Here is a 13523-nt window from a genome sequence, read left to right as displayed (position 1 = left end):
TTGACATGTAAAAACTTGTCTGTTAAAATAAATTTATATTATACGAATATGAGGAGGTCTTCTAGGTGGAAAAGTTTTTCAAACTAAAAGAGAATGGTACAAATGTAAAAACAGAGGTACTTGCAGGGATTACAACATTTATGACAATGGCGTATATTCTTATTGTTAATCCTAACATTTTAAGTACTACAGGTATGGACAGAGGTGCTTTATTTACTGCAACAGCTTTAGCTTCAATTATTGGTACATTAATAATGGCAATTGCTGCTAATTATCCTTTTGCGTTAGCTCCAGGGATGGGTCTTAATGCATATTTTGCTTACTATGTAGCAACTCAATACGGATGGGAAATTGCTTTAACAGCGATTTTTGTAGAAGGTTTAATCTTTATCGTATTAACACTTATCAATGTTAGAGAAGCAATATTTAATACAATTCCAAATAGTTTAAAATATGGTGTAGGTGCTGGTATTGGTTTGTTTATCGCACTTATTGGTTTCAAAAATGCAGGTATTATTACTGCAAGTCCTGCTACATATATTACATTAGGTGATATAACACATGTGACAGTTGTTCTTGCGGTTATTGGTGTCATTTTAACAGCTATTTTAGTGTCTAGAAAAGTAAAAGGTGCTATTTTAATTGGTATATTAGCTACATACGTATTAGGTATTATAGCGCAATTAACTGGATGGTATGTGGTTAATGCAGATATTGGTCAATACGATTTAATACCTAATGGCATAATTGGTTCAATACCTTCAATAAGTACGATTGCATTACAATTTGATTTCTCAAATTTCTTTTCATTAGATTTCTTTGTAGTCGTATTTGCATTCTTGTTCGTTGATTTATTCGATACACTTGGTACTTTAATAGGTGTATCTAGTAAGGCAGGATACCTTGATGAGCAAGGTAGATTACCAAGAGCAAAACAAGCTTTATTAGCAGATGCTATTGCTACAACTGCAGGTGCTGTCCTTGGAACATCAACTACAACAACTTATGTAGAAAGTGCTGCAGGGGTTGCAGATGGTGGACGTACAGGATTAACAGCAGTTGTTACAGCAATTTTCTTTGGATTAGCATTATTCTTCTCACCAATATTCTTAGCTATTCCAGGTTTTGCTACTGCTCCAGCATTAATCATCGTTGGTTTCTATATGTTAGACTCAATTAAAAAAATTGACTTTGACGATTATACTGAAGCAATTCCGGCTTTCTTAGCAATTATTGCTATGCCATTTACATTTAGTATTTCAGAAGGTATTTCTTTCGGTATTATATCTTATACTTTAATAAAATTATTTACTGGAAAAGCTAAAGATGTAAATTGGTTAATGTATATATTAACAATATTATTTATTCTTTATTATGTATTTATTGGATAATGAAAAATTGTATAACTCTATATGACTGGCGGATAAGTGGGATTAACCCACAGGGAATATAGGGTGTGTATTTAGCCGACCGCCTGGGCATTCTATTATTGAATAGGATGCCCAGGCGGTTTTTTAATGGAAACTAAGTAAATATTAATATAAAGTGGAGGTCTATAAAGATGAAAAGAGCATTAATCAGTGTTTCAGACAAAACGGGTATTGTTGAATTGGCAAAAGAACTTGATAAATTAGGTGTAGAAATCATCTCTACAGGTGGTACATCTAAAAAATTACAAGAAGAAGGTATAAATGTAATTAATATATCTGATGTAACTGGATTCCCTGAGTGTTTAGATGGCCGTGTAAAAACATTACATCCCAATATTCATGCTGGTTTATTAGCTATGCGTTCTAATGAAGAGCATATGAAACAAGTAAAAGAATTAAATGTTGATTTAATTGATTTGGTAGTGGTTAATTTATATCCTTTCAAAGAAACCATTTTAAAAGATGGGGTTTCAAGAGAAGAGGCTATTGAAAATATTGATATTGGTGGCCCAACAATGCTTCGTTCAGCAGCAAAAAACTATCAAGATGTTGCAGTTGTTGTTGATCCTAGAGATTATAGTACAATAATAGAAGAAGTAAAAAATAAAGGTGAAGTTTCTTTAGAGACTAAGTTTTATTTATGTAAAAAAGTATTTGAACATACAGCACATTATGATTCATTAATTGCTAAGTATTTAATTAAAGAAGTTGGGGAAAAAGATTTACCAGAAACCATTACAATGACATTTGAGAAAGTACAAGATATGCGCTATGGTGAAAACCCACATCAAAAAGCTGCGTTTTATAAAGAAATTGGTAAGACAACAGGGGCTTTAACAGAGGCAGTTCAATTACATGGTAAAGAGTTATCCTTCAATAATATTAATGATACCAATGGGGCATTGGAATTACTAAAAGAATTTGAAGAGCCAACAATCGTTGCTTGTAAACATGCCAATCCTTGTGGTGTTGGGAGTGGTGAGTCAATATTTGAAGCCTATAAAAAAGCATATGAAGCTGACCCAGTGTCTATATTTGGGGGGATAATTGTAGCAAATAGAGAAATAGACGAACAAACGGCAGAAGAAATCAATAAAATTTTTGTTGAAATCGTTGTAGCGCCAAGCTATACGGATAAAGCTGTTGAAGTATTAACAAGTAAGAAAAACATAAGAATACTAAAGTTAGACAATATTGAAACAAAATCTCCATCAGATTCTTTAGATCTTAAAAAGGTTGCAGGTGGATTATTGGTTCAAACAATAAATAGTGTTTTATTACCTGATGAAGAATTAAAAGTAGTTACAGATAGAATACCAACAGATAAAGAAATGGACGATATGTTATTTGCATGGAAAGTAGTAAAACATGCTAAATCTAACGGAATAGCAATTGCAAAAGATAAGACTTCTATTGGTATTGGACCAGGTCAAGTAAATCGTATATGGGCTTGTAAACAAGCAATTGATCACGCTATTGAACATTTAGGAGAAGAGAGCCTCAAAGGTGCATCATTGGCATCAGATGCATTTTTCCCATTTGATGATTGTGTCGAAGAAGCTTATAAAGCAGGTATAACAGCTATTATTCAACCAGGTGGATCAATAAGAGATCAAGATTCTATTGATAAATGCAATAAATATGGGATTGCAATGGTATTTACAAATATGAGACATTTTAAGCATTAATAATATAGTTTCAATAAAAAAGGGATATCAATAAAAGTTGATATTCCTTTTTGCATTGGTCTAATATAAAATATATTGTGTTATTATGAATAAATTTGTATAATTATAATATGAAAGTATGATGGCAAACTTGCTTGCAAGGATTTGAAAACATGCTTTCAACAAAGCTCGTGACTCTGACGAAATAAGAGGTATAATAATAAGTTGATAACAACACTTGGGAGGAAAACAATGGAAGAGAGTAGACAGCATACACAGAAAGAGATCCAGTCAAAAATTAAGTTTTTCAAAAAGGTTAGTACAAAAATCTCCTTGTCTTTATTAATTAGTGTTTTAATAACGACAGCCATAACAATAACAACAATTTTTTTACCCTTTATGAACAGTATTACAGAGAATATAAAACAAGAAGCTGCAAGAACCGTTGAAATAGCGATGGATGTTGTTAATCCACAAGATATTGCTAAGATATTAGAAACACAAGACACCAATAGTACTATATATATAAAGCTTAAAGAAGAATTGAACCGAGTTAGAAAAATTTCTAGTTCAAAATATGTATATATTATGTCTAGAGACAGTAATGGAAACTACTTTTATGTCGTAGAAGGGGCAGATGACAACGATATATATGCTGCAGAATTCGGTGATATAGAAGAGATTTATGATGGTTTCGCTGAAGCCATGAGTGGTGAGAAATTTATTGGAGATATCGAAAGCGCAGAAGAATATGGCTCCTTTATATCAGCTTTTTATCCAATTGTTTATAATGATGAGGTCATTGGGTTTTTAGGTGTAGATAAGGATTTGGATTATATGAATGCCTTATTATCTAACATTAATTTAAAGCTAATAGTTATTAACCTTATTATAATACTACTTGCAGTATTATTTGCTTTAGCTCTATCAAAAAGGTTATCAAAACCTTTATTAAAAGCAACTCAATTGGCCCAACAACTTTCAGAGTATAATTTAAGTGTTGGCGAACTTAGTGTTACATCACAAGATGAAATAGGCTTACTTACTAAAAGTCTTAACAATGTAACTAAAAATATTAGAGAGCTAGTACTTTATGCAGATGAGTTAGGTGTTAATACAGAACAATCCTCTAATAAAGTTAAAGTAGTTATAAATGATGTTAACTTTACAAGTAGAGAAGTGGCAAAGTCTATACAAGAAATAGCAGCAGGAGCAAATAGTCAGGCTGATGAAAGTTTTAAAACGGCAGATAAATCTGGAGAATTAGCCTCAAAAGTTGAAGAAATGAAAAACAATGTATCAAAAACCTTACTCTCAACGGAAGAAACCATAGAGAAAAACCGTCTGGGGACGGATTCCTTAACAAGCTTAAAGAATCAGTTTAATCAATATCAAGGAAATGCATCAAAGGTAGTAGAAAGCATTCAATTATTATTTAAGAGTTCTCAAAGCATTAGTGATATTGTAAATACCATAAACTCAATATCAGAGCAAACCAATTTATTGGCTTTAAATGCTGCTATAGAAGCAGCTAGAGCAGGTGAACAAGGCCGTGGGTTTGCAGTAGTAGCTGATGAAATAAGAAAATTAGCAGAACAGTCATCCTCTGCTACCAAAGAAATACAAATAATAATAAACAATATTATTAATGAAATTGAAAAAACAAATGGTTATACAGAAGAATCTAAAACCCTAATCAAAGAAGTAAGTGAGTCAATGAATCATTCATCAGATGCTCTTGGAGATATAATGAGTAGAAGCGAGATTGTAATGTCAGAAATGAAAAACCTTAATAACAATATTGTGGATGTCCAACAATTAAAAAATGATGTACTTAATTCAATTCAACATATTTCTGAAGTATCCCAACAAGCAGCTGCTTCAACAGAGGAAATTAGCGCTTCTTCAGAGGAACAAGTGGCATTAATGGAAAGTATTACTGGATTAGTGGATGATTTAGATAACAGTATCAAACAAGTCATTGCTCAAATCAATAAATTTAGGATTAAGTAAAGATAAGATAAATAAATAATAAGCAATAAATAATAAGCAATAAATAAAGTGGTTTCATATATTCTATATAAAGGTTTAGAATATATTGAAACCATTTTGTTTAAAAATCCATATTTCGATACTGATAAGGAGTAATATCATTCATTTTTTTAAAAATCATATTATAATAATTTTGATTATTAAACCCAACAGCAATAGCAATATCTAATAAGGACAAATCAGTATCTTTTAATAATTCTTTACTCTTCTCAATTCGTATTTCATTTAGAGCTTGAGTAAATGTTTTCTTAGTGTCTTTTTTAAACAAAGAACAAAAATAACATTTACTTATTCCTAAATAATCAGAAATTTCCTCAACAGTTAGAGGTTCATTGTATTTTGTACTAATATATTCTAATGCCTTTCTTACATATATAGAATAATTAGGCTCTCTCTTTTTTCTAATAAAGTCAGAATCTCTAGCAAGATTACGAAGTAAAGTAATAAGGTGGGGAATGCAATTAGATGGTTTATACAGAACTAGGTTATTTGTCAAAGGATTAGTTGTGTATGGACCTAATATATAAAAGCCTCTATCAAAATTCTTTGGACAAAGATATATTACCGTAAATTCAATATGCTTATTAGATAGTATTAAGCAAGTATTAATATCTTCTTTATCCATCTCATTATCTATTCTATCTAGAACCTTATGCTCGCGAAAAATAGATTCATACACATCTGAATGCCCCTCTGTATGTATAACTGTACATTCTTTATCAACTGCCTTTATAGGGATATGAGTACATAAATGAAATCTTTCCATAGTACTAATGACGTACTTTTTACCTGGAGACTGAAAAGAGTCCCCCATAAAGATCAACTCCTTTTATAAAAATATTGTTATAAAAATAGAAATATATTTAAGTTTTACCATATTATTTCTGTTATGATACTACAAGTAAATGATAATCATAATCAAAATCAATATCACGAAAACATGTATTTATTATAGGCATCTCACACAGAGATGTCAAATAAAAAAGCATAAAATTAGGGGACATTATGAAAAAAAGATATTTATTTATAGCACTTATTATTCTTTCAATCGCATCCTTATTTATAGGCGTCAATAACATTCGTATTATAGACCTACTTCGGCTGGATGATATGCAAGTACAAATTATTTTAATAAGTAGAATACCACGTTTGGTTAGTATTATTGTTGCAGGTGTTAGTATGAGTATGGGTGGTCTAATAATGCAACAGCTAACCAGAAATAAATTTGTTTCACCCACCACTGCAGGAACTGTAGATAGTGCAAGACTTGGTATATTAGTAGCGCTGCTATTATTTTCTTCATCTAGTAGTTTAACAAAGATGATGGTATCCTTTGCCTTTGCATTAGGTGGGACATTATTATTCATAAGAATAATAAAAAAGATCAAGTTTAAAAACAAAATATTTGTGCCCTTAGTTGGTATTATGCTTGGTAATATAATTGATTCTATAACAACCTTTTTTGCATATAGGTACGATCTTGTACAAAACATATCCTCTTGGTTACAAGGTGACTTTTCAATGGTTATAAGAGGAAGATATGAACTTTTATACATAAGTATTCCACTGGTGTTTGTCGCATTTTTTTATGCTAATAAATTCACAGTAGCAGGAATGGGAGAAGATTTCTCAGCTAATCTTGGGTTAGATTACAATAAAGTTATGAATATAGGACTTATGATAGTAGCTTTAACCACATCTCTTGTTGTAATAACCGTAGGTAGAATGCCCTTTTTAGGACTTATCATTCCTAATATCGTTACAATTTATCAAGGAGACAATTTAAAGAAAAACTTACTACCTACAGCGTTGCTTGGTGCAGTTTTTTTACTTTTCTGTGATATTTTAGGGCGTATTATTATTTTCCCCTACGAGATCTCCATTGGGTTAACAGTTGGAGTAATAGGAAGTGTTGTATTTTTATACTTGCTGTTTAGGGGGGACAAATAATGACGAACAATAAAAAGCTGCTATTACTAGGTAGCCTACTGTTTATATTAATGATTCTTTATTTAACCATTGGTTTAAACAGTCGTAACTGGGAATATGCCTTACCAAGAAGAATTCCAAAGGCTGCTGCAATTTTGTTAACTGGCTCAGTAATTGCTTTTTCAACACTTATATTTCAAACAATAACCAATAATAGAATTTTAACACCAAGTATTTTAGGCCTGGATGCAATGTATTTATTTGTTCAAACGACTATTGTTTTTATATTAGGGGCTAGAACATTAGAAGTTGTTAATGTAACTCAGAACTTTGTACTCTCCATAGTGGTAATGATGTTCTTCTCAGGCGTGTTGTACAAATTGTTATTTAGAAAAGAAACTCAGAATATTTATTTTTTACTTTTAGTAGGGATGATCTTTAGTACTTTCTTTCAGAGTATATCTTCCTTTATGCAAATGTTAATTGATCCTAATGAATTTAGCATTGTTCAAAATAGGATGTTTGCTAGTTTTAATAATGTGAACACAGATTTGTTGAATTTGTCAGCGCTAATATTTGTGGTATTGGCCATTTACACCTATCCATATATTAAAAAAATGGATGTCCTTTCTCTAGGAAGAGAACATGCAGTAAATTTAGGCGTTGATTACGATAAAGTTATTAAAAGAATGTTGGTTGTTATTGTAATAATGATATCTGTAGCAACGGCATTGGTTGGTCCAATTACTTTCTTAGGACTGTTAGTGGTAAATCTAGCTAGAGAAATGTTAAATACATACAAACATACCTATTTGATTTTAGGATCTATGATATTAAGTGGTATTGCTTTAATCGGCGGTCAGTTAATTGTTGAAAGGATTTTTAACAATCACACCCCATTAAGTGTAATAATTAATCTTGTTGGCGGTATTTATTTTATATATCTGCTACTTAAGGAGAGAAAATAATGATAGAAGTTAGAAACCTTACTAAAAGTTATGGCAATAAGAAAGTTGTAGACAATGTGTCTTTACAACTGCCTAAAAACAAAATAACATCATTTATCGGACCTAATGGTGCAGGTAAAAGTACTCTGCTTTCAATGATTAGCCGACTGTTAAAAAAGGATGAAGGAGAAGTATATATAGATGGCATAGAGATAGGTAAATGGGATACCAAGGATTTATCTAGAAAAATATCAATCCTAAAACAGTCTAATCATCTTGATATTCGCTTGACCATAAGAGAACTGGTAAGCTTTGGTAGATTTCCTTATTCTCAAGGAAATTTAACGAAGGAAGATGAAGAACAAATAGACCAAGCCATAAAGTATATGAAGCTTGAAGAAATTCAAGATAAATTTATAGATCAATTAAGTGGTGGACAACGACAACGGGCTTATATTGCCATGGTTATAGCTCAAAACACGGAATACATTCTATTGGACGAGCCTCTTAATAACTTAGATATGAAACATGCTGTAGAAATTATGAAGATTCTTAGAGGGCTAGTAGAGAATCTAGGAAAAACCGTTATTATAGTAATACATGATATTAATTTTTCTTCTTGTTACTCTGATTATATTGTAGCTATGAACGAAGGGAAATTAGTAGAAGAAGGTCATACAGATAATATCATCGACGAGAAAGTATTATGTGGAATTTATGATATGAATTTTAATATTCAAAATATCAATAACCAAAAAATTTGCGTTTACTTCTAAGAGATGAAAATATAAAAATTAAGTAATTAAAAAAATAAAAAGAAAAGGAAAGTGAAAAAAATGTTTAATAAGAAAAATTTAATGTTAGTAGCTATTTTAACAATTATATCCATAGTAGGGTTAACAGGTTGTTCAAAAAATGAAACAACTGAGGTTTTAGCTGAACCAACAGAAACGGTTACAATTGCCCACGAATTAGGGGAAACGACAGTAGTTAAAAATCCAGCTAGGGTCATTGTTTTTGATTATGCAACCCTTGATTCTTTAAATCAAATGGATGTAGAAATTATTGGTTTACCAAAGTCTAATATTCCAGCTTTCTTAGGACAATACAATGATGGAAAATACGAAGATGTAGGCACTTTATTTGAACCAAACTTTGAGAAAATATTTGAACTTCAACCAGATTTAATTTTAGTTGCAGGAAGACAAAGAGAAGTTTATGATGAACTCGCTAAAATCGCACCTACTATAATGTTATCAATAGACAATCAAAACTACATGGCTTCTTTTGAAAGTAACCTTAGAGCATTAGGACAAATCTTTGATAAAGAAGAATTTGTAAATAATCAACTAAATGATATTGAAAAAAGGATAAATGAATTAAATGCTTTAGTTGCAGGAAGCAATAAAAAGGCTCTTATTATTATGGCAAATGATGGTGCATTAAGTGCCTATGGTAAGAATTCAAGATTTAATTTAATTCATCAGGAATTTGCATTCCCAGCGGCAGATGAAAACATTGAAGTATCTAACCACGGACAAAAAATTTCTTTTGAGTATATATTAGAAGTAAACCCAGACATAATATTTGTAATTGATCGAGCAGCTGTTACAGGTGGTAGCAATGCAGCGGCAAGTGTTCTAGACAATGATTTAGTAAAAATGACAAATGCTTATAAAAATAATGGAATAAATTACTTAAGTTCTCATATTTGGTATGTGGCTTCAGGTGGAGTAGAAGGTATGAACATAATGATATCAGAAGTAGAAGCAGCCATTAAATAAATCTATAATACAAATAAAGGCCCACAACAGATATTATCTATTGTGGGTCTTTATTACGTTAGGGATATATTATACTTTTTGAAATGGAAAATAGGAATATTTTGGAATAGAATATTGTTAAATAGATAAATATATGTTTATATTATAGTTATAATATTTTTTAGGAGGTCAATATGACTTTAGAAGAAAAAAATAATATATACGAAATATTAGTCTCCCAGGTAAAAGAAATTATAAAAGATGAGCCAGATGTTATTGCAAACATGGCAAATATTTCTTCTATACTGTATAATGGATTAAAAGACGTTAATTGGGCTGGATTTTATATATGGAAAAAAGACCAACTGGTATTAGGACCATTCCAAGGGAAGCCTGCTTGTATTAGAATTCCTAAGGGCAAAGGTGTTTGTGGTACAGCTGTTTTAAAAAAAGAATCACAAATTGTAGAAAATGTTCACAATTTCCCGGGACATATTGCCTGTGACAGTGCCTCCAATTCGGAAATTGTCATTCCTATAATAAAAGAAGAAAAAGTTCTAGGGGTTTTAGATATTGATAGCCCTAACTATAATCGTTTTGATGAAATCGATGAAAAATTTTTAAAAGTTGTTGTAGCATTATTATTAAAAGAGTGTAAATGGGATAATGAGTAAATATTATTTTTTTGAACAAACTAAATAAGATGTAAAGTGCGTTCATTTTCAAAAAAGGAGGAATTATAATGGAAAAAGGCAAGACCTATTCTGGATTTAACCTAATTGAAGAACAAAAAATTGACGAAATAAATTCTACTGCTAGAGTATTTGAACATACAAAAAGTGGCGCTAAAGCATTGGTGTTATCCAACGAAGACACCAATAAAGTCTTTTCAATTAATTTTAGAACCCCACCAACGGATGACACAGGTTTACCACATATATTAGAGCATTCCGTACTATGTGGATCAAAAAACTTTCCAGCCAAAGACCCATTTGTGGAGTTAGCAAAAGGATCCCTTAACACATTTTTAAATGCTATGACCTATCCCGACAAAACCATGTATCCTGTGGCAAGTTGTAACGACAAAGATTTTGTAAATTTAATGCATGTCTATATGGATGCAGTTTTTCATCCTAATATTTATAAAGAAGAAAAGATTCTTAAGCAAGAAGGATGGCATTATGAATTAAATAATGTAGATGAACCGTTGCAATACAAAGGGGTTGTTTACAATGAAATGAAAGGTGTGTTTTCATCTCCTGAACAAGTATTGTTTAGAAGAATTCAAGCCTCTTTATTCCCAGACACACCATATGCAAAAGAATCAGGTGGAGACCCTGAATTTATTACAGACCTAACACAAGAAGACTTCTTAGAATTTCATAAAAAGTATTATCATCCTTCTAATAGCTACATCTTCTTATATGGTGATTTTGAAGTGGAAGAAAAATTAGAATGGTTGGATAAAGAATACTTAAGTCATTATGATAAGATAGAGGTGGATTCTTCTATTCCAGAACAAAAACCATTTGATAAAGTGAATGAAGTGGAAGAATTATATTCCATATCCAATAATGATGATCCAAAAGATAAAACGTATTTAAGTTATAATTATGCTATTGGAAAAGCAACAGATACAGAGCTTTACTATGCTTTTGATGTTTTAGAATACTTGTTATTAGAAGCTCAAGGGGCACCTTTAAAGAAAGCATTAATTGATGCCAATATTGGAAAAGATGTATTTGGTTCTTATGACAATGGCATTTTGCAACCTACTTTTAGTGTTGTAGCAAAAGATACAAATGAAGAGGAAAAAGAAAGATTCGTTAATGTTATTAATGAGACCCTTAAAAATCTAGTTAAAAATGGATTAGATAAGAAAAAGATTGAAGCGTCTATTAACTATCATGAATTTAAAATCAGAGAAGCAGATTACGGAAAATACCCAAAAGGTGTTGTGTACGCCATCCAACATTTAAACAGTTGGTTATATGATGCTTGCCCATTAATGCATTTTAAATACAACGATACATTCAAAAAGTTAAGAGACGGATTAAAAACCGATTACTTTGAAAAGTTAATTGAAAAATATTTAATCAACAATACCCATGCGTCATTAGTAGTTGTAAAACCTGAAAAAGGATTGACAGCAAAAAAAGAAAAAGAAATTGAAGACAAATTACAAGAATACAAAAGCAGCTTAAGTGATGATGAACTTAGAACCCTTGTGGACGAAACAAAAGAATTACTAGAATACCAAGAAGAACCAACTAAAAAAGAAGATTTACAAAAAATTCCTTTATTGGATTTAAAAGATATTAGAAAAGAACCTGAACAATTACCATTAGAAATTGTAGATATGCATAATATTAAGGTGTTATTGCATGAAACATTTACAAATAATATTGGTTATGTAAAATTATTATTTGATACAAAAAATGTCCCTGTGGATTTAGTACCTTATCTTGGCATCTTATCCACAGCATTAGGTAAAATGGATACAGAAAGATATTCATATGATGAATTAGAAAGAGATATCAATATCAATACAGGTGGTATTTCTGCATCAATGAATGTGTATGGCTTTAATGAAATGGCAGATACTTATGTGCCCAAAATGGAAATAAGAGGTAAAGCATTTGTTGAAAAATTACCTATATTATTTGACTTGTTGAATGAAGTGGTAATGAAAACAAAGCTGGATGATACAAAGCGACTTGAAGAAATATTACTAGAAACAAAATCAAGACTACAAATGTTCTTAAACGGATCTGGTCATACGGCAGCCGCTAATAGAGCATTATCCTATTTCTCAAAGTTAGCTTTTTATAAAGAAATGGTAAGTGGAATTACCTATTACAGATTTGTTGAAGAGTTAGTAAAAGACTACGATACGAAAAAACAAGATATTATTGAAAAACTTAATGCGTTGGTCAAATATCTTTTCAGAAGAGAAAATTTAATGATCAGTTATACAGCTGAAAAATCAGCATTTGGTATCTTTGAAAATGAAGTAGAAACTTTTGTAGCAGATTTATATACTGAACCTGTTGAAGAAAAAGGGATGATATTTAACCTTAAAAGACAAAATGAAGGTTTCTTAACACCAGGTAAAATTCAGTATGTTGCCAAAGCTGGTAACTTCGTTACTGAAGGATTCAAATACTCTGGCGTATTAAGAGTACTACAAACCATATCACGATTAGATTATTTATGGAACAATATTAGGGTTAAAGGTGGCGCATATGGTGCCATGTGTTCATTTAATAGAACAGGGAATGTTTACTTTACTTCCTATAGAGATCCTAATTTAAAAGAAACATTAGAAAGCTATGATAGATTATACGATTATCTAAATCATTTCAGTGTAGATGAAAGAGATATGACAAAATATATTATTGGTACCATAAGCACGCTAGACACGCCACTAACACCATATTCAAAAGGAGAAACAGCTGCCTCTGCCTATTTAAGCAATATCTCTTATGAAGATTTGAAAAAAGAAAGGGAAGAAGTCTTAAATACAAAACCAGAGGATATCAGAAGGATGGCAGAGCTTGTTCATAAAGTATTAAAACAAGACAATATATGTGTTATTGGAAATGAAAACAAATTACAAGCCAATGAAAATCTATTTGAAAAAATAGAATCATTGTTTAACTAAATGAAAATACGAGATAGGAAAGGAAAAGTTCTTTTCCTATCTCATATAAAAAAACATAGAGATAAGATCTT

Annotated in this window: 10 protein-coding genes and 1 riboswitch; of the genes, 9 read left to right on the top strand and 1 reads right to left on the bottom strand. The window is 30.9% G+C overall.

All coding sequences use genetic code 11. The features are described 5' to 3' along the window. Nucleotides 1-65 precede the first annotated feature (65 nt). From EDC18_RS06680 to EDC18_RS06670, 3 genes are all read left to right on the top strand, one after another. Nucleotides 66-1391 (top strand): NCS2 family permease, encoded by a 1326-nt coding sequence (locus EDC18_RS06680; protein ID WP_207669174.1) that lies wholly within the window; start codon nt 66-68, stop codon nt 1389-1391. 11 nt (nt 1392-1402) lie between these two features. Further along, a riboswitch (ZMP/ZTP riboswitch) is annotated at nt 1403-1487 on the top strand. A gap of 74 nt (nt 1488-1561) precedes the next feature. Next, a complete protein-coding gene (gene purH, locus EDC18_RS06675) occupies nt 1562-3118 on the top strand; it encodes a bifunctional phosphoribosylaminoimidazolecarboxamide formyltransferase/IMP cyclohydrolase (protein WP_132251546.1) in 1557 nt (518 codons plus the stop codon). A gap of 231 nt (nt 3119-3349) precedes the next feature. After that, nucleotides 3350-5110 carry a methyl-accepting chemotaxis protein gene (locus EDC18_RS06670; protein WP_132251545.1) on the top strand — a complete coding sequence of 587 codons (1761 nt, stop codon included), beginning with the start codon at nt 3350-3352 and terminating at the stop codon, nt 5108-5110. Nucleotides 5111-5210: 100 nt separating this feature from the next. Here the strand turns inward: EDC18_RS06670 and EDC18_RS06665 are convergent, their stop codons facing one another. Continuing rightward, on the bottom strand, nt 5211-5963 hold the full coding sequence (locus EDC18_RS06665) for a helix-turn-helix domain-containing protein (protein ID WP_132251543.1): 753 nt from the start codon (nt 5961-5963) through the stop codon (nt 5211-5213). 191 nt (nt 5964-6154) lie between these two features. Between EDC18_RS06665 and EDC18_RS06660 the strand changes: the two genes are divergently transcribed. The 6 genes from EDC18_RS06660 to EDC18_RS06635 all read left to right on the top strand — a co-directional run bounded on the left by EDC18_RS06660 (nt 6155) and on the right by EDC18_RS06635 (nt 13452). Continuing rightward, nucleotides 6155-7099: an ABC transporter permease gene (locus EDC18_RS06660; protein ID WP_132251541.1), complete on the top strand. Its 945-nt coding sequence runs from the start codon at nt 6155-6157 to the stop codon at nt 7097-7099. Further along, nucleotides 7099-8046 (top strand): iron chelate uptake ABC transporter family permease subunit, encoded by a 948-nt coding sequence (locus EDC18_RS06655; protein ID WP_132251540.1) that lies wholly within the window; start codon nt 7099-7101, stop codon nt 8044-8046. The genes EDC18_RS06660 and EDC18_RS06655 overlap by 1 nt, the downstream gene beginning before the upstream one ends. Beyond that, nucleotides 8046-8801 (top strand): iron ABC transporter ATP-binding protein, encoded by a 756-nt coding sequence (locus EDC18_RS06650; protein ID WP_132251538.1) that lies wholly within the window; start codon nt 8046-8048, stop codon nt 8799-8801. The genes EDC18_RS06655 and EDC18_RS06650 overlap by 1 nt, the downstream gene beginning before the upstream one ends. A gap of 60 nt (nt 8802-8861) precedes the next feature. After that, nucleotides 8862-9809: a siderophore ABC transporter substrate-binding protein gene (locus EDC18_RS06645; RefSeq protein ID WP_132251536.1), complete on the top strand. Its 948-nt coding sequence runs from the start codon at nt 8862-8864 to the stop codon at nt 9807-9809. A gap of 173 nt (nt 9810-9982) precedes the next feature. After that, nucleotides 9983-10462 (top strand): free L-methionine (R)-S-oxide reductase MsrC, encoded by a 480-nt coding sequence (gene msrC, locus EDC18_RS06640; RefSeq protein WP_132251534.1) that lies wholly within the window; start codon nt 9983-9985, stop codon nt 10460-10462. A 68-nt stretch (nt 10463-10530) separates the two neighbouring features. Further along, on the top strand, nt 10531-13452 hold the full coding sequence (locus EDC18_RS06635; protein ID WP_132251532.1) for an insulinase family protein: 2922 nt from the start codon (nt 10531-10533) through the stop codon (nt 13450-13452). Nucleotides 13453-13523: the final 71 nt, after the last annotated feature.

Origin of the sequence: Natranaerovirga pectinivora, assembly GCF_004342165.1 — a bacterium.
Lineage (GTDB): Bacteria > Bacillota > Clostridia > Lachnospirales > DSM-24629 > Natranaerovirga > Natranaerovirga pectinivora.
The sequence above is the reverse complement of the archived record's forward strand: the minus strand, read 5'-3'. Positions and strand labels throughout refer to the sequence as shown.